Here is a 17,498-nt window from a genome sequence, read left to right as displayed (position 1 = left end):
CATCGTTCCTCGGGGCGGCCGGGCAGGGGGGAAGCGGGGTACAACCAGTCGGTGGCGCTGATCATAACCAGCCACGCGGCGCGAACGAATACATTGAATCCGTTACCTACACGTGCTATGAGCTGCGCTTTTGTTGCCGACCGGAGTCCTGATCGGAACCCAATCGCGATGTGCCGGTGTCCCGTCAGGACAGCAGGCCGCGCTCCAGGGCCGTGATCACCGCCGCGGTACGGTCGGACACCGACAGCTTCTTGAACGACCGCAGCAGGTGCGTCTTCACCGTCGCCTCGCTGATGAACAGCCGGCGCCCGATGTCCGCGTTGGTCAGGCCCTGCCGCACCAGTTGGAGCACCTCGCGCTCCCGCTCGGACAGCACCGGCGCCTCCGGCACCCTGGCCCGGAACAGCTTCGGTGCCAGCGACGGCGTCAGCACCGTCTCCCCGCGCGCCGCCGCCTTCACCGCGTGCACGAGCTCGTCCCGGGAGCTGCCCTTGAGCAGGTAGCCCGCCGCACCGGCCTCCACCGCCCGCAGGATGTCCGCGTCGTCCTCGTACGTGGTCACGATGACCACCTTGGTCCGCGGCGACTCCCGCAGGATGTGCCCGGTCGCGGCCACCCCGTCCATCGCGCCCATCCGCAGGTCGAGCAGGACGATGTCCGGCCGCAACCGGGCGGCCTGCAGCACCGCTTCCTCACCGGAGCCGGCCTGGCCCACGACCCGGATGCCCTCGTCCAGCTCCAGCATCGCCGACAGGCCCTCCCGGACCACCGGGTGGTCGTCGACGAGCAGCACTCCGATCGGCTCGCGCTCACTCATCGGCCGACTCCTGCGCCACCGGGACCAGAGGCACCGTCACCTCGATGACCGTGCCCGCCCCCGGGCTGCTGCTGACCTCTGCCATTCCGCCGATCTCCTCCACCCGGGCCCGCATCCCGCGCAGCCCGAAACCGTTCCGCTCGCCGGGGTTCCTGCCGTCGCCGTCCCGGTCCGTGTCCTGCCCGCCGGCGGCGGCCGGGCCGGCGTCCGCATCGAAGCCGGCGCCGTCGTCGCGGACCACGAGCCGTACCGCGTCCGGGGCGTACGCCACCAGCACCTCCACCCTACGGGCGTCCCGCGCGTGCTTGCGCACATTGGCGAACGCCTCCTGCGCCGAGCGCAGCAGCACGACGCTGACCGCCATCGGCAGCGGCTGCTCCTCGCCCCGGGCGGTGCACCGCACCGCCAGCCCCGTCTCCTCCTTCAGCAGGTCGGCCTGCCGGCGTACGGCCTGTACGAGGGAACTCTCCCGCAGCGCGGGCGGGGTGAGCGCCGAGACGAAGGTGCGGGCCTCGGCCAGGCTGTCCTGGGCGACCCGCCCGGCCAGCCCGAGCCGGGAGCGGGCCCGCTCGGGATGGGAGGCCACCTCCGATTCGGCCGCCTGCACCAGGCTGATGATGCTCGTCAGGCTCTGCGCCAGGGTGTCGTGGATCTCCCGGGCCAGCCGTTCCCGCTCGGCCGAGATGCCGGCCTGGTGGGACAGCCGCGCCTCGCGCTCCCGGCTCTGCCGCAACTCGTCGATGAGCGCGGCCCGGTCGGCGCTCTGCTGCACCACCCGCGTGATCCACAGGCCGAGCAGCACCGACAGGGCGATGCCCAGCAGGGAGATGGGCAGCACCGACAGGATGTGGGGGTCGAACTGCCCGCCCCGCAGCCACACCACGATCACCGGCCACAGGTTGGCCAGGACGACCAGCACGATCGCGGACGGCATCGGCAGGCTCATCATGAGCATGGGGACCACCGCGAACAGCGCGAAGGAACCGCCGGGGTCGAGCGTGCTGGAGGAGGCGAACAGCAGGAACAGCCCGGCGCAGAAGACGGTGTTCTTCCGGCCCTTCGCCCGCAGGATCATGGCCCTGCGGCCGAGACCCGCGTACCAGGGCACGATCAGGGTCAGCGCGCCGATGGCGAGCGCCCGGTGGACCTGGTCCTCGCCGGACGTGAACAGCAGCATGACGGTGACGAGATAGGAGATGGCGAAGTAGCCGTCCCACAGTCCGAACCAGCGGCTCCCCGAGTCGGGGCCGTACTGCGCGGACGCCCGCGGGGACCGGGGAGACCGCGGAGGCCGGGGAGACCGGGACGCCTCCTCCTGAGCGTGTATGTGCACGTCACAGTCCTACCACGCGATGTGCCGCTGTCCGTCGATCGGTTGACAGCCGGTCCCACCGATCGGTCGTCCCGGCGGCAGCGACACGTCTCCTACGGTGGGAACAGCGGAGGGAGAACCGCGGCAAGGGCTGCCGGGGGAGCGCGGAAAGGGAGGGTTCGGTCGGATGGGCCAGTTCACGACGGCAGTCATCATCTGCGGAACCGTCCTGGCCGCCGTCCTCGCGGCCGACTCCGGCAGCCGGCGCATCACCGCCGCACGGATCGCCGGCCCCGCGCTGGCGGCCGTCGCCGCCGTCGCCGCCTGCGTGCACTCCTTCCCGACGGCGGGCAACGACCCCTCGCTGCACCTCGCCGCCCTCGGCGTGGGCGGCATCTGCGGGCTCGTCGCGGCCGCCCAGCTCTCCGCCCACCGGGACGGCGCGGGGGACATCCGCAGTACCGGCGGCATCGGCCACGCGGCGGTCTGGATCCTCCTCTCCGGCCTCCAGATCCTCTTCGCGTACGGCTGCGAGCACTGGTACGGCGCGCGGATGGCCCGGCTCACCGCCGACTACCAGCTCAGCGGTACCGAGGTGCTCGTGAGCGCGCTCGCCGTGATGTCGCTGTCGACGGTGGTGGCCCGGACGGCGGTCGTGGTGTCCCGGCTGCGCGCCGTACGGGCCGCGACGGCGCCGGCGGCCGACGGCGCGGGAGGAGGGACCGACAGCAGTGAGATACGGGTCGACCGCTGACTCGACCGTTGTCCGCCGAGGTTTTGTGATCGTTCAGGAATTTGGGTGAAGCAGTGCTAGACAACCAAGAATTGAGGCTCCGGCCGCCTCGCAACCGGGTCGAGAGCCGGGCGATCGGCTGGTGGACCCTCCAGTCGTCCCTGTTCGCCCTGCCGCTTCCGCTCGTGTTCGGCGTGCTCTACCTGTGCATCCCGCCGGCGCGGTTCGTGTTCAGCTGGCTCTTCCTCTGCACGCTCGTGCCGGGGCTGCTGTACATGGCCGCCATGCCCGTCTGGCGCTACCGGGTGCACCGCTGGGAGATGACGGAGGAAGCCGTCTACGCCGCCTCCGGTTGGCTCTGGCAGCGGTGGCGGGTGGTCCCGCTGTCCCGCGTGCAGACCGTGGACATGCTCCGCGGCCCGCTCCAGCAGATGTTCGGGCTCTCCGGCATCACCGTCACCAGCGCCTCCTCCGCCGGCGCCGTGAAGATCAACGGACTGGACCACCAGGTCGCCACCGAGCTCGTCGAGCACCTGACCCGATCCGTCCAGGTCGTACCGGGAGATGCCACGTGACACGGGACGCCTCGGTACGACGCCCGGGTGACGACGCCGGGCCGGACGGGTGGGGTCGGCTCAACCCCCGCCTGATCCTCGTCAACCTGAGCGTGATGGCCGCCCCGGTGGCCATGTTCGGTGCCACCTCCCTCCTCACCGGCGGCGAGCTGAACCTCCAGGCCCTGATCACACTGCTCTCGTTCACCATCACCTGCCTCGTCATCGCCGGCATCAGCATCATGCGGCTCATCACCACCCGCTTCCGCGTCACCGAGGACCGGGTGGAGCTCCACAAGGGACTGCTCTTCCGCAGCCAGCGCTCGGTGCCCGTCGACCGCATCCGCAGCGTCGACCTCACCGCCAACCCCCTCCACCGGATCTTCGGCCTCACCTCCCTGAAGGTCGGCACCGGCGAACAGGGCGGATCGGAGGCCGGCGGACTGTCCCTCGACGGCCTCAGCGTCCGCGACGCCACCGCGCTGAGCCGGCAGCTGACCGAGCTCCGGCAGGCCCGCCGCGGCCACACGTCCGCCGGGGCCGACGCCGACGCCGCCATAGCCGAACTCGACTGGGCGTGGCTGCGGTACGCGCCGCTGACGGTCTGGGGCGTCGGCGGTGTCTTCATCGCCGTCGCCAGCACCTACCGCACGCTGCACGAGATGAAGATCAACCCGCTGGAACTCGGCATCGTCAAGGACCTCACCGACCGCTTCGGCTCCGTGCCCCTGTGGTTCGGCCTCCTCGTGACCCTCGTCGTCATCGTCGTGATCGGCGTCATCGGATCGACGGTCACCTTCATCGAGGGCTGGGGCGGCTACCGCCTCGACCGCGCCGAGGCGGGCATGCTCCGCATCCGCCGCGGCCTGCTGATCACCCGCTCCGTCAGCATCGAGGAGCAGCGCCTGCGCGGCGCCGAGGTGGCCGAGCCGCTGCTGCTGCGCTGGGCCGGCGGGGCCCGCCTGAAGGCCGTCGCCAGCGGCCTCGGCGACGCCGACGAGAACAGCAGCCGCAGCCGGCTCACCCCGCCCGTCCCCCTGGCCCTGTCCGGCCGGATCGCCGCCGACGTCCTGGGCGAGGCCGTCTCCCCGACGGCCGAGGCGGTGCTCGTGCCGCACCCCCGGGCCGCCCTGCGGCGCAGGCTCAACCGCGCCCTGATGTACGCGGCCCTGGCCGCCGTCCCGTTCATCGGCCTCGGCCTGTGGCTGACGCCGGTGCTCGTCCACACCGGCTGGATCACCGGCGTGGCCCTGCTGGCCGTCGGCGCCGCCTTCGCCTTCGACGCCTACCGCAGCCTCGGCCACGCCGTGCACGGCCGCTACCTGGTCGCCCGTTCGGGCACCTTCACCCGCCGGACCGTCGCCCTCGAGCGGGACGGCATCATCGGCTGGTCCATCACCCGCTCGTACTTCCAGCGCCGGGCCGGCCTGCTCACCATCGGCGCCGCCACGGCCGCCGGGAACGGCGTCTACAAGGTCCGCGACGTATCGGTGTCCGAGGGCCTGGCCTTCGCCGAGGAGGCGGTGCCCGGCCTGCTCGCCCCGTTCGTCGAACAGCGTCGCCGCCACGCCACCGGTTCCCGCTAGAGCGGCGGAGCCGGTAGGGAAAACAGCACTGCACACGACGGGCCTGTCGTGTGCAGCGCTGCTTTTCGGGAGGGGCGCGGCCGGGGCCGGCCGGTCAGCGGGCCGGGGAGGCCTCGGTGTTCTGCGGCTGGGACGGGGGCCGGCCGGGCCCGGCGCCGGGGGGACCCTGGGGGACGAAGTCCTTGGCGCGGATGAGGGCGAAGGCGAGGACACCGCCGACCAGCGCCAGGATGCCGCTGACGAGCAGCAGGTCGTTCAGGGACGTCGCGAAGCCGGCGTGGGCCGCGGTCTCCACCTGCTCGCGGAGCTCCGCGGGGGTCGCGGAGACCGCCCGCTCGGAGGCGCCCATGCGGATGGCGTCCGCGATCTCGTCGGTGCGCCCCGCGAGTGCGGGGACGCCCGCGAGCCCCTCCCGCAGGGAATCGTGCAGCGACGCGGTGAAGATCGAGCCGTACAGGGCGATGCCGACGGCGATGCCGACCTGACGGAAGGTCTGGTTCACGCCGGAGGCCATGCCGGCGCGCCACACCTGGACGACGCCGACCGCGGTCGAGGCCAGCGGCGGGTTGACCATGCCGGCGCCGATGCCCGTGACGATGAAGCCGGGGATGAGGTGCGTCCAGCCCGACTCGGCGGTCACGCCCCGCATGAGCAGCAGGCCGATGCCCACCACGACCAGGCCCGGGCCGATCAGCCACTTGGTCGGGACGCGGCTCATCACCCGGCCCGTCACCATGGCCGCGACGAGCGTGCAGCCGGAGCTGACCAGCAGGCGGATGCCGGTGCCCATCGCGCTGAAGCCGAGGCCGTTCTGCAGGTAGAGCACGATGTAGATGAACATCGCGAAGAGCGAGGCGTTCATCGCGAAGGCCGCGATCGAACCGCCCAGGAACGTCGGGGTCTTCAGTAGCGACAGGTCGAACATCGGCTCGGAGACCCGCGACTCGATCACCGCGAACGCGATGAGGAACACCGCCGCCAGACCGAAGCAGAGCAGTACGCCCTGCTCGTCCCAGGCCGTGTCACTGGCCCTGATCAGGGCGTACACCAGGCTGAACAGGCCCACGGTGAGCGGCACGATGCCCAGCCAGTCGACCCGGGAGGCGCGGGGCGGCCGGGACTCGTCCACCAGGCGCAGGGTGATCACGATCGCGGCGATGCCGAGGGGCAGGTTCACCAGGAAGATGCCGCGCCAGCTGATCCCGCTGGTGATCACACCGCCGAGCACCGGGCCGAGCGCGGTCGCGACACCCGCGACGGCCCCCCAGATGCCGAAGGCCGCTCCCCGCTCCCTGCCCTGGAAGGCACCGGCGAGCAGGGCCAGCGAGGTGGCGAACAGGATCGCACCGCCGACGCCCTGCACCGCGCGGGACAGCACGAGCGTCATCTGGTCCTGCGCGACGCCGCAGAGCAGCGACCCGGCCGTGAAGACCGCCAGGCCGATGAGGAACAGCCGCCGCCTGCCGTACAGGTCGGCGAGGGACCCGGAGGTGAGCAGGAGCGCCGCCAGGCTTAACGCGTAGGCGTCCGTGGTCCATTGCAGACCGCTGAAGCTCGCGTGCAGTGACTGCTGGATGTCGGGCAGCGCGACCGCGACGATCGTGACGTCGAGCAGCAGCATGAACGTGGCGGCGCACACCACGATCAGCGTCCACCATTGGCGTTTCATTGTTCGGAGCCCTCCTCGGCTCGTAACTCGCGTTCATTCACACGTGGTTCAACAAATCGGCGCATGCTAGCATGCTAGCATGCGTGCAGAAGTCAAGCAGTTCAACGTCTACTTGCCGGTGGATCTGATCCGGCAGATAAAGCACCATGCCATTGAGAACGAGCAATCGCTCTCGGCTCTGGTAGCCGAGGCGTTGCGCACGTATCTCGCCGACCAGGACCGGGAACCACCGAAGGGAAAACGGGCATGACCACCGAAGGCATCGAAGGCGTCTACCTCGAGACCCACAACTGGGGCAAGGCGGCCAAGTTCCTCCAGGCGCTGGGCTACAACGTCGAATTCTCGACCGAGGAGGGGTCGGGCATGCTCCGCAACGGCGCCGGCGCCTACGTCCTGCTGGCCGAAATCCCGGAGGACCAGAAGCCCGAGGTCCAGGTGGTGCTCCGGGTCGCCGACGCCGCCGCGTTCAGCGCGGACCCGTCCCTCGACGTGGTCCAGCCGTTCGAGGACACCCACTACGGAACCCAGGAGATGAAGGTCCGCGACCCCGACGGCCGTGTCTGGAGCCTGCAGGCGCCCAAGAAGTAACGTTGCGGCAGCAGTGACCGGCCGCGGCGGCCTGCGCCGCCGCGGCCCCGCGGACGGTCCTTCCGTGGCCCCGGTCGGTCGAACCGCGACGGCTGCCGTCATGCGCCCCATGCTCCGCCTCCCCGGCGCACGGGCCGACGCGGCGGCGAATGATCCGTCAACTCGCCGGTCATTCCGTTCGACCTGACGCATTCCCGCCGTATTCCTTTGGCCGGTTCGCAGCGCCTCTCCATGATTTCGGCTGATTCAGCCCATCGGCCGGACGAACACTCCCGTACCCTCCGCCTGTTCGGAGCGCGGGCCGACGCGGGTCGGCCACGTCACGGGAGACAGCGCATGTCCGATCGGAAGAACACGGCGGAATTGGTCGTCATCGGCAGCGGGGTGATCGCCGCATCCGTCGCCTATCACTGCGCGGAGGCGGGTGTCGACGTCGTTCTGCTGGAGCGGGACCAGGCCGGTGCCACCGCGACCCAGACCGCCGGCGCATTTCGTACGTATTTTCCCGGACGGGTGTACGACTCCGAACTGGTGGTGCGGAGCCTGGCCGATTTCCGATCGTTCGGCAGCACCCTGGGAATCGATCTCGAGGTGGCCGAGACCGGAATGCTCGTGGTCGCGACGACCCCGGAGCAGGCGGCCGAACTGGAGGCGGAGCTGCCCGCGCAGCGCGATGCCGGCGTGCGGCTGGAGCGGCTGACCGTCGGCCGGGCCGTCGAGCGGAACCCCTGGCTGGACCCGGCGGGTGTCGAGCTCGCCCTCTGGTGCCCGCAGATGATCCGCCTCCGGGCGGACGAGGTGCTTCGCGGCTACCTGGAGGGCGCCCGCAAGCACGGTGCGCGCGTGGTCACCGGCGTCACCGTGACCGGACTGGACGCGTCCACCGGCCGTGTGGGCACCTCGGCCGGCGACTTCACCGCAGGGGCGATCGTCATCGCGGACGCGCAGGGCAGCGGGGAGGTCGCCGGGCTGGCCGGCCTGGAGCTGCCGGTGTGGGGCCAGTTCGCCGAACTGTTCCGCACCGACCCGATCGGCGACGAGGCCATCACGTCACCGTTCACGTTCCACCCTGGGGCCGGACTGAAGACGATGGGGATGGGCCGGTCCTTCCTGGTCGGACTGGAGCGCTTCTCCACGGAGCCGGGCATGCGGGACGTCTGGCTCCGGGAGGCCGCCGGCGAGGTCGGGCGCTGGTACCCGCGGCTGCGGGGCGCCACGCTGCACAGCGCCTGGACCGGAACCCTCGACATCACACCGTCGAGGTCGGGGATCGTCGGCCGGGCGGACGGCGCGCACGAACGCATTCTGTTCGCCACCGGGTTCACCGGCCACGAGCTCAGCCAGGCACCCGCCACCGGCAAGATCGTCCGGGATCTCCACCTCGGCCGCCACCCCGGAGTCGACATCACGCCGTTCTCCCTGGCCGCCAACGGGGCCTGACCGCACGCACTCCGGACCGGCCGACGCCACGGCCGCAGGGCCGCCCACCGTTCACCGTGGGCGGCCCTGCGGCGTTTCCGGGCCGCTCCGGCCGCCCGCCCCCTCGGGTGTGACCAGCGGTCATGGGGAGCCCTTTACTTTTCGTTTCCCTGAACCAATAATTCCGGCATCGGCGCGGAGTTCGCCGGAATTCGATACTCCCTTAATGCGGTCCGCGGCGTGAAGTGACAGAGAACTCTCGATTTGACACAAAGGCCAATGTCGTCGATCGGGCGGGCGATCGTTATCCATATATTCGATTCGCGACGGCATCGCGTCCGTTGCCGGTATCCAATCCCCTGGAACCTGTCACGCGCTCTCTCCTGGGCGACAGGGGCCGAATAGCAGGAGACAGGAGTGAAATGCGACAAATTGAGATCGCCTGGGAGCCCATCGGCGCCAAGGTGCGCATCACCCTCGACGAGGGGCGCAACTCCGACCTCGTCGAGCCGCTGTGGGCGTCACTGCCGTACAAGACCCTCCAGGGTCACGCCCTCGTGGCCGGCGACTGTTTCTACCACGTGCCGCCGGCCCACGATCTGCTGCACGCGGTCCCGGATTACAAGGTGAATCGCAAGATCCAGCCCGACGGCACGGTCTTCCTCTCCGCCGTCCAGCACCTGACCATCAAGTACGGCGAGCTCACCGAGCCCATGCCGACCTCGCCCATCGGCCGGGTCGTGCCGGAGGACGTCGACCAGCTGCCCAAGATCGGCCAGATGATCTGGGAGTCCGTCTACGGCAACGGCGAGCCGATCATCGCCCACGTCCGCCGCGTCGACGGCCCCTCCGGCCACGGCGTGAAGCGGGTCGACGTCGGCAACGAGCAGCTCCGCGGCCTCATCGAGCGGATCGCCGCCGAGACCGAGCGGGTCCTGGTCGACCCGACCGACGAGCTCCTCGACATCCACGAGGGCAAGTCCCGCGGCACCTCCGGCGCCGGCACGAAGAACTCGGTCCTCACGACCCTGGTCGCCGTGAACGGCGAGACCCGTCCGCTGGGCTACGTGAACTACACGACTCTGGTGCGGGCCGGCCGGAACATCGACATGCCGCTCTCCTCACTGATCGAGCTGGCGAAGATCCTGCTCGTGAAGCCGACCGAATTCCTCGGCTACACCGGAATGAACACCCTTTGGGACATCACCAAGGAAGTGGTCGCCGCATTCGACACCATCACCACGCGCGAGGACTTCGTCGCCCTCATGGCGCAGATGGCGACGTACGTGAACGCCCTCGGCGCATGGAACCTGCAGCTGTTCCCGTGGGACATCGAAGGCGACAACTGGACCTACCGTCCGAACATCACGAGGGGTGCGAATGTCTGAGCAGAAGAACACGGCGGACATGCTGGTCATCGGCGGGGGCGTGATCGGCACGTCCATCGCCTATCACGCCGCCAAGGCGGGCGTTGACGTCGTCCTCGTCGAGAAGAACCAGTTCGGGTCCCGGACCACCTCGCAGACCGCCCGTGCCTTTCGCACGTATTTCCCCCGGAAGCCGCACGACTCCGAGCTGGCGACGCGCAGCCTCGCGGACTTCCGGCAGTTCGCCGCGACCACGGGCGTCGACGTCGGCCTGGAGGACCTTGGCCTGCTGACGATCCTCACCAGCCCCCAGCAGGCGGCCGAGCTGGAGGCCGACCTGGCCGACCACCGCGAGGCCGGCGCCGCGGTGGAGATGCTCACGGCCGAGCAGGCGGTCGAGCTCAACCCGTGGCTGGACAAGGACACCATCGAGGCGGCGGTCTGGAACCCGGCGACGTACCGCATCAAGCCGGAGGCCATCGTCCAGGGGTACGCCGAGGCCGCGAAGCAGCACGGCGCCCGCCTGTACTCCAACGTCTCCGTGACCGGGATCGACAGCGACAGCGGCGTCGTCACCACGACCATGGGCGACTTCACCGCCGGCGCGGTCGTCATCGCCGCCGGTCCGTGGAGCGGCGACGTCGCCAAGCTCGCGGGCCTGGACCTGCCGGTGTGGGGGCAGTTCGCCGAGCTGCTGCACACCGACCCGATCCGCACCGACCGCGACATCCACAACCTGCCGTTCACCTTCCACCCCGTGTCCGGGCTGAAGACGATGGGCATGGGCAAGTCCGTCCTCGTCGGCCTGGAGCGCATCTCCAAGCAGGACGGCCTGCGCGACATCTGGTACCAGGCCGCCGTCGACGAGCTGCCGAAGTGGTACCCGGAGTTCGAGGGCCTCAAGCTGTACAGCGCCTGGACCGGCACCCTGGACGTCACGCCCACCAAGTCGGCCATCATCGGCAAGGGCAGCGGCAAGCACGACCGGATCTTCTTCGCCGGCGGCTTCACCGGACACGGCCTGGCGCAGGCCCCCCTCGCCGGCCGGATCATCCGGGACCTCTACCTCGGCCAGGCGCCGGGCGTCGACCTCACCCCGTACTCCCTGGCCACCAACCTGGCCCGGCTCGAGGCCTTCTGAGCAGGTCATTTCACGCGGCGGGCGGTGCCTTTGCGGCCCGCCCGCCGCATTCCTGAGAGGTGTAGACGAGTGACGCCGGTACACACGCTGACCGAACAGTGGCGGGGCGAGGCACCCACGCCGCTGAACCCCGACACCGCCTTCAACGGCTTCATCTGCGCCCACGTGCTCCACGCACTGGAGCGCCTCGGGTTCTTCCGGAGACTCCAGGACGACGGCTCCGTCGACGTCGCCGCGTTCTGCCGGGAGAACGGCCTCGATCCCGCCGTCGTCCGCTCCCTGGTGAGCGGCGCCGAATCCTTCGGATACCTGCACGTCCGCGGCGACCGCGCCGAAGCGACCCGCAGCGGCGAGGACATCCGCCAGGCCATCGGCTTCTTCACCTGGGGCGTCGGCGGCTACCACGACATCTTCGCGAACGCCGCCTCCGTCGCCCGCGGGGACCGCCGCTTCGGCGTCGACCTGCACCGCGACGAGGGCATGGTGGCCCTCGGCTCGGCCCAGGCGGACAGCGCCCTCATGCGGCACCTCCTGGACCAGGAGATCGCCCGACTCGACTTCACCACCCTCGTCGACCTCGGCGCGGGCGTCAGCGAGCGGGTCTCCCGGCTGGTCGCGGCACGCCCCGGCAGCCGCGGGATCGGCATCGACATCAGCAAGTCCGCCACCGAACTCGGGGCCGAGACCGTCGAGCGGCACGGGCTGCGCGGCACCGTCGAGCCCGTCTGCGCGGACGTGCTCGACATCCTGTTCAACGACCACCGCGTCGAGGGCGCCGACCAGGCCGACGTCGTGATGAGCTTCATGTTCCTCCACGACCTGCTCGTCGACCCGCAGCGCCGCGACCAGGTGATCCCCCGCCTGCGCGCCGCGTTCCCCAAGGCCAACACCTTCCTGCTGGGCGACACCACGGTCCGGCCGAGGAACGGCGACAGCACCCTGCCGATCTTCTCCAGCGGCTTCGAGCTGGCCCACGCCCTCATGGGCGTCCCGATCTACACCCGCGAGCAGTACGAGGAGCTCTTCGCCAAGGGAGGCATGCGCCTGCGCAACGCCGTCCCCTTCGGCGCGCCCCACACCTACCTCTTCGTCCTGGAGGCAGCGTGACCGCCCCGGCCACCGCAGAGATCGTGTCCGGGCTGCCGATCCCGCTCGCGGTCGCAGGACACCACCAGCCCGCCCCCTTCTACCTCACCGGCGACATGTTCGGCGGCATGCCGGTGCAGATCGCCGGCGGGGAGCTCAGCACGCTCGTGGACAAGCCGGTCGCCGCGCCGCACACCCACGAGGTCGACGAGATCTACCTCCTCGTCTCGCCGCTCCCCGGCCAGGCCCGCATCGAGGTCCACCTCGACGGGGTGCGCCACGAGCTGACCTCCCCGGCGGTCATGCGCATCCCCGCCGGCAGCGAGCACCACTTCGTCACCAAGGAGGCGGCGGTGGGGAGCTACTGCTTCGGCATCCTGTTGGGATCCAGCCTGTGACTGCGCCCGCCCGGCCGGAGCCGAAGGTCTACAACACCAGCGTGCCCGACGCGGACTCGATGGTGCGGCTGCACCTGAGCGAGAGCCCGTACGGCGCGAGCCCCGCCGCGGTCGCCGCCGCGGCCGGGGCACTGGAACGGGTGTCCCGCTACCCCTCCCCGCAGCGGGACGCCCTCGTCACGGCGCTCGCCGCGCACTGGGGCGTCTCCGAGGACCGGATCGCCGTGGCCAACGGCAGCGACGAGCTGGTGCTGGCGACCGCGCTGACCCTCGGGGACCCCGCGCGGCCCGGCCTGGTCACCGCGGGAACCTTCCCCGGCTACCGGGAGGCCCTCGACCGCATCGGCCGCGGAGCCGTCGCGCGTCCCCTGCGGGACGGGCTCATCGACATCGGGGACTTCGCCGAGGCACTGCCCGAGCACGGCATCGGATACGTGTGCAACCCGCACAACCCCTCGGGGACGGCCCTGGCGAAGGACGACTTCGCCGCCCTGGTCGACGCGGCGCGGACGAGCGGGGTACCACTGGTCTTCGACGAGGCGTACCAGGAGTTCGCCGATCCGGGCCTGCCCCGGACCCGGGACTTCCTCGACGGGGACGCCCCGGTGCTGGCCCTGCGCACCTTCTCGAAGGCGTACGGGCTGGCGGCTCTGCGGATCGGCTACGCCGTCGGCCCCGCCGACCTGATCGCCGAGGTCCGCCGGACCCTGACCGTCCTTCCGTTCAGCGTCAACCGCGTCGCCCAGGCGGCCGCCCTGGCCGCGCTCGCGGACCAGCCGTTCCTGGACGGCATCCGCAAGGGCGCAGCGGAACGCCGCGCGTGGTTCTACGCGGAGCTGGAGCGGCGCGGCCACCGGTACGTGCCGTCGGAGACCAACTTCGTCGCCGTCCGCGTCGACGCCTCCGGCCAGGCACAGGACACCCTCGCCAAGGAGCACGGCATCCTCGTGCGGGACACCGGCATCTTCGGCTACCCCGGCCACCTGCGCGTCTCGCTCGGCACCGAGGACGAACTGCGCACCTTCCTCGACGCACTCGACCGGATCACCACCGCATAGCACCCGACACCACGCGACATAGCACCCGACACCACCCGACACCCGACACCCGAAAACACCCCGAACACCCGAAGAGGTCAAGAATGGTCAAACCGATTCCGGACGGCTACGCGGAGCTCACGGCCTACCTGTCCGTGGACGGCGCGAGCGAGGCGATCGCCTTCTACGCCGAGGCCTTCGGGGCGCAGGAGCTCGCCCGCTCCACCGCACCCAACGGCAAGGTCATGCACGCGCAGATCAGGGTGGGCGGCACGGTCGTCATGCTGTCCGACGAGCTCCGGGAGGCCGGCCTGCTCGGCCCCCACGCCATCGGCGGCACTCCGGTCACCCTGTACCTGTTCGTCGAGGACGTCGACGCCGTCTTCGCCCGGGCCGTCAAGGCCGGGGCGACGCCGCAGCGAGAAGTGCAGGACCACTTCTTCGGCGACCGGACGGGCCAGGTGCTCGACCCGTTCGGGCACCGGTGGACGATCGCCACCCACATCGAGGACGTGCCGCACGAGGAGTTCGAGCGGCGCGCCGAGGAGCACATGCGCAAGGTGGCCGGCGGCTGACCCGGCCGTCCCCCCCCGTGCGGGCAGCCCGGGCCCGGGCGCGCGCGACCACGCCGCGCCCGGGCCTCACGGCCAGGGGGGGAGAACCGGCCACCCGCCTGGATCCGGCGGATACCGGATTGACATGATCTCTGCGATCCCTTCTGCCACTTGACCAGAGGTCAGATCCATGACGACACCCTCCCCGGCCCGCCCCTCCCGGCGGTGTGCCGGCTGGGCCGCCGCGCTCGCCGCGGCCCTCCTCGCGATACCCGCCCTCGGCGCACCGGCCCACGCCGCGCCCGGCGACCCGGCCACCGCCTCCTCCTTCAACCTCAAGCCCGGACCCGACCTGCACCGCAACGTCGCCGACTTGAAGGCCGCCCTGCCCACCCAGGGCGTCCAGGACCTGCTCGACCAGGGCAACCGGGTCGCGAAGACCGGCGCCTCGTGCACCGCCGACCCCTTCGGCACCGGCGACAACGGCACCGTCCTCGCCCCGGCCAGGAAGCTCTGCTGGGACGGCGGCGACGCCGACACCCAGGAATGGATCCCGCAGGGCATCACCGGCGTCTCCGACGCCCAGGCCGACGAACTCTGGGGCAGCCGCAAGCCGTTGGTCACGTCCTGGTACGACAAGGCCGGCGCGAGGGGCGTACGGCTGTCCTTCCTGGACCCGGAGACACCCGTGCCGGGCGACCCCGACGGGCGCCGCTACCGCCATGTGCTGCTGGTGGAGCCGTACTACAACTCGTACGGCAACGCGTCCTACCGGGCGGTCGACGTCCACGCCGGCGGCATCGCCTGGTACAGGTACCACCTCTACGTCGCGGACACGCTGAACGGTCTGCGCGTCTTCGACCTGCGAGACATCCTCGACCTCAACCCGGACCGGGACGCCTCGGTCGACGACACCACGCTCGACGGCCTGAAGAGCAACGTCCGGGACGAGACCAGGATCGGCCGGCAGAGCAACGTCTACTACAGCCACACCTACCGGTACGTGCTGCCGCAGGTGGCCTCGTACAAGTTCGCCGCCGCGCAGGGCAACACCTCCGCCGGGACCTGTGTCGCCACCGGCGCCCCCAAGGCCTCGTACATCTCGATCGACCGCAGCGACACCGCCGCCCCCGCGCTGATCACGGGCGAGTACTGCGACTCCGACACCACTCACCCGGAGAAGGGCCGGGTCGGGGCACTGCCCATCGACGACGCCACGGGCCTGCTGAAGACGACGGGCGGGGTGGTCGCCGCGACGTCGGCGTACCACCTGCCGCGCGACCTCACCCAGGGCGCCGCCCGCTACGACGGCACGTACTACTTCAACCGCAGCTGGACCGACCACAGCGGAAGCCTGCGCCGGGCCACCGTCACGGGCGGCCGCCTGGTGGACCTCGGCGGCAACATCACCAACGCGGTCGGCCCGGAGGACCTGTACCTCGAACACGGCCGGAGCGTGCCGGGCGGCGGCACCCGGTACCTGTGGTCGCTGACCGAGCACCGGGCGGACGGGACAGCGGGCTGCACCGACGCCGGTTCGCCCTGCGGCCGCGTCGTCTACGCCCACCGGCTGAGCGACGTCCTGGCCCGCCCGTAGCAGCCGGAACCCTCCCCGTCCGCGGCCGCCCGGGCATAGCCTCATGGCATGACCGCGACCAAGGACACGACGACATACGAGTTCCGCACCGCCCGCCCCGAGGACGCGGAGGCCATCGTGGCCCTCGACGGGTCCTTCACCACCTCCACCGTCTTCGAAGTGGCCGTCACCGACGGCGGGTTCGCGCTCCGCGAGGTGCCCGTGGACCCGCCGCTGGTCAAGGTCTTCCCCGACGAGTTCGGTGACGACGATGACGATGACGACGACGCCGGCGAGGGCGGTGCGGAGGGCGACAGCCGTACGTTCGTCGCGGTCGGCGCGGACGGGGCCCTCGCCGGCTACGCCGCCGTCTTCTACTCCCCGTGGAACCGGCGGCTGACCATCGAGGACATCGAGGTCGCCCCGGACCACCGGGGCCGCGGCCTCGGCCGCGCGCTCATCGGGCACGCGGCCGGCTTCGCCCGCGAACGGGGCGCCGGGCACATCTGGCTGGAGGTGACCAACGTCAACGCCCCCGCCATCCACGCCTACCGCCGGATGGGCTTCGCCTTCTGCGGCCTGGACACCAGCCTGTACCAGGGCACCGTGTCCGAGGGCGAACACGCGCTCTACATGAGCATGCCCTGCCCCTGCCCCTGACGCCGCGCCGCCCCGTCGGCCCATCGCCTCGGAGAACGGGGGAGCGGGGGACTGCCGAGCCTGGGACCGGCAGGGCCTGGCTGCCGGGCGCCGCGCCGGTGAGGGTGGAGCCATGAACGAGAACACCACCCACACCCACCCCCACGACACCGGCGACGCGACCGGTTTCCAGGACCGGGTCGTCCTGGTGACCGGCGGCACCAGCGGCATGGGCCTCGCCACCGCCCGGGTCCTGCTCGACGGCGGGGCCCACGTCGTCATCACCGGCCGCGACGAGAAGCGGCTCGCCCGCGCCGCCGAGCGGCTCGCGGGCGGGGACCGGCTGGCCACCGTACGCGGCGACGTCGCCGACGAGGCGGACATGGAGCGGACGGCCGAGGAGGTCGGGCGGCGGCACGGGCGGCTCGACGGGGTCTTCGCCAACGCCGGGATCGCCGACTTCAAGCCGGTCGCCGAGGCGGACGCACGCCACATCGACCGCCTGGTCGACATCAACTTCAAGGGCGTGTTCCTGACGGTGCAGAAGGCCCTGCCGCTGCTGGAGGCCGCCGGGGGAGGAGCCGTCGTCCTCAACGCCTCCTGGACCCTGCACCGGGGCATGGCCGTCGCGCCCGTCTACGCCGCCACCAAGGCCGCCGTCCACAGCCTCGCCCGGACCCTCGGCAGCGACCTCGCGACCCGCAACATCCGCGTCAACTCGGTGAGCCCCGGCTACATCGAGACCGAAATGTTCCACGAGGTTATCCCCGACCCCGCCGACCACGGGCCGATCCGGGCCCGGATCCCGCTCGGCCGGATCGGGACCGCCGAGGACGTCGCCCACGCCGTGGCGTTCCTGCTCTCCCCGCGCTCCTCCTACATCACCGCGCAGGACCTCGTCATCGACGGCGGACTCGTCGGCGCCCTCCCCGCTTCCTAATGCTGTTGTCAAGCGGCCGCAGTCACTGGAGGTGTGACTTGGTAGCACCGTCGGTCACGGATCAGGGCCCAGATGACGTTGA

General features: G+C 71.1%; 18 protein-coding genes. 15 read left to right on the top strand and 3 right to left on the bottom strand.

The genetic code is table 11. The features are described 5' to 3' along the window. Positions 1-184 precede the first annotated feature (184 nt). Both ACIQUT_RS36705 and ACIQUT_RS36700 read right to left on the bottom strand, forming a co-directional pair. Entirely contained in the window at positions 185-817 is a 633-nt protein-coding gene (locus ACIQUT_RS36705) for a response regulator (RefSeq protein ID WP_403569611.1), read from the bottom strand. Beyond that, positions 810-2,150 (bottom strand): histidine kinase, encoded by a 1,341-nt coding sequence (locus tag ACIQUT_RS36700; protein WP_403569609.1) that lies wholly within the window; start codon positions 2,148-2,150, stop codon positions 810-812. Before ACIQUT_RS36700 ends, ACIQUT_RS36705 begins: the two co-directional genes overlap by 8 nt. Positions 2,151-2,316: 166 nt before the next feature. Here ACIQUT_RS36700 and ACIQUT_RS36695 point away from each other — a divergent pair, with 166 nt between their 5' ends. The 3 genes from ACIQUT_RS36695 to ACIQUT_RS36685 all read left to right on the top strand — a co-directional run bounded on the left by ACIQUT_RS36695 (position 2,317) and on the right by ACIQUT_RS36685 (position 5,002). Further along, the gene (locus ACIQUT_RS36695) at positions 2,317-2,883 is read left to right on the top strand and encodes a hypothetical protein (RefSeq protein ID WP_403569607.1); all 567 of its coding nucleotides are present in this window, start codon (positions 2,317-2,319) and stop codon (positions 2,881-2,883) included. 71 nt (positions 2,884-2,954) lie between these two features. Beyond that, entirely contained in the window at positions 2,955-3,437 is a 483-nt protein-coding gene (locus tag ACIQUT_RS36690) for a PH domain-containing protein (protein WP_403569605.1), read from the top strand. Further along, on the top strand, positions 3,434-5,002 hold the full coding sequence (locus tag ACIQUT_RS36685; RefSeq protein WP_403569604.1) for a PH domain-containing protein: 1,569 nt from the start codon (positions 3,434-3,436) through the stop codon (positions 5,000-5,002). Before ACIQUT_RS36690 ends, ACIQUT_RS36685 begins: the two co-directional genes overlap by 4 nt. Positions 5,003-5,096: 94 nt before the next feature. Here the strand turns inward: ACIQUT_RS36685 and ACIQUT_RS36680 are convergent, their stop codons facing one another. Then, positions 5,097-6,671, bottom strand: coding sequence for an MFS transporter (locus ACIQUT_RS36680; RefSeq protein ID WP_403569602.1), 1,575 nt, complete (start codon positions 6,669-6,671; stop codon positions 5,097-5,099). A gap of 79 nt (positions 6,672-6,750) precedes the next feature. Here ACIQUT_RS36680 and ACIQUT_RS36675 point away from each other — a divergent pair, with 79 nt between their 5' ends. The 12 genes from ACIQUT_RS36675 (at position 6,751) to ACIQUT_RS36620 (ending at position 17,416) form a co-directional block, all read left to right on the top strand. Continuing rightward, positions 6,751-6,921 carry a ribbon-helix-helix protein, CopG family gene (locus ACIQUT_RS36675; RefSeq protein WP_403569600.1) on the top strand — a complete coding sequence of 57 codons (171 nt, stop codon included), beginning with the start codon at positions 6,751-6,753 and terminating at the stop codon, positions 6,919-6,921. After that, positions 6,918-7,259, top strand: a complete 342-nt coding sequence (locus ACIQUT_RS36670) for a VOC family protein (RefSeq protein ID WP_403569599.1) — start codon at positions 6,918-6,920, stop codon at positions 7,257-7,259. The genes ACIQUT_RS36675 and ACIQUT_RS36670 overlap by 4 nt, the downstream gene beginning before the upstream one ends. A gap of 336 nt (positions 7,260-7,595) precedes the next feature. Beyond that, positions 7,596-8,699, top strand: a complete 1,104-nt coding sequence (locus ACIQUT_RS36665; RefSeq protein ID WP_403569597.1) for an NAD(P)/FAD-dependent oxidoreductase — start codon at positions 7,596-7,598, stop codon at positions 8,697-8,699. A 401-nt stretch (positions 8,700-9,100) separates the two neighbouring features. Then, complete coding sequence (locus ACIQUT_RS36660; RefSeq protein WP_403569595.1) at positions 9,101-10,066, top strand: hypothetical protein; 966 nt, start codon at positions 9,101-9,103, stop codon at positions 10,064-10,066. Then, positions 10,059-11,186, top strand: coding sequence for an NAD(P)/FAD-dependent oxidoreductase (locus ACIQUT_RS36655; RefSeq protein WP_403569593.1), 1,128 nt, complete (start codon positions 10,059-10,061; stop codon positions 11,184-11,186). The genes ACIQUT_RS36660 and ACIQUT_RS36655 overlap by 8 nt, the downstream gene beginning before the upstream one ends. A 69-nt stretch (positions 11,187-11,255) precedes the next feature. Then, a complete protein-coding gene (locus ACIQUT_RS36650) occupies positions 11,256-12,293 on the top strand; it encodes a class I SAM-dependent methyltransferase (protein WP_403569591.1) in 1,038 nt (345 codons plus the stop codon). Then, complete coding sequence (locus tag ACIQUT_RS36645) at positions 12,290-12,670, top strand: cupin domain-containing protein (RefSeq protein ID WP_403569589.1); 381 nt, start codon at positions 12,290-12,292, stop codon at positions 12,668-12,670. The genes ACIQUT_RS36650 and ACIQUT_RS36645 overlap by 4 nt, the downstream gene beginning before the upstream one ends. Beyond that, the gene (locus ACIQUT_RS36640; protein ID WP_403569587.1) at positions 12,667-13,728 is read left to right on the top strand and encodes a pyridoxal phosphate-dependent aminotransferase; all 1,062 of its coding nucleotides are present in this window, start codon (positions 12,667-12,669) and stop codon (positions 13,726-13,728) included. The genes ACIQUT_RS36645 and ACIQUT_RS36640 overlap by 4 nt, the downstream gene beginning before the upstream one ends. Positions 13,729-13,811: 83 nt before the next feature. Further along, positions 13,812-14,282, top strand: coding sequence for a VOC family protein (locus ACIQUT_RS36635; protein WP_403569585.1), 471 nt, complete (start codon positions 13,812-13,814; stop codon positions 14,280-14,282). 169 nt (positions 14,283-14,451) lie between these two features. Next, complete coding sequence (locus tag ACIQUT_RS36630; RefSeq protein ID WP_403569584.1) at positions 14,452-15,858, top strand: hypothetical protein; 1,407 nt, start codon at positions 14,452-14,454, stop codon at positions 15,856-15,858. Positions 15,859-15,906: 48 nt separating this feature from the next. Then, on the top strand, positions 15,907-16,497 hold the full coding sequence (locus tag ACIQUT_RS36625; protein WP_403569582.1) for a GNAT family N-acetyltransferase: 591 nt from the start codon (positions 15,907-15,909) through the stop codon (positions 16,495-16,497). A gap of 112 nt (positions 16,498-16,609) precedes the next feature. Further along, positions 16,610-17,416, top strand: coding sequence for an SDR family NAD(P)-dependent oxidoreductase (locus ACIQUT_RS36620; protein WP_403569580.1), 807 nt, complete (start codon positions 16,610-16,612; stop codon positions 17,414-17,416). The last annotated feature ends 82 nt before the right edge of the window (positions 17,417-17,498 follow it).

The organism is Streptomyces sp. NPDC090445 (assembly GCF_044769385.1).
Lineage (GTDB): Bacteria > Actinomycetota > Actinomycetes > Streptomycetales > Streptomycetaceae > Streptomyces.
This window is presented reverse-complemented; position numbering and strand designations above follow the sequence as displayed.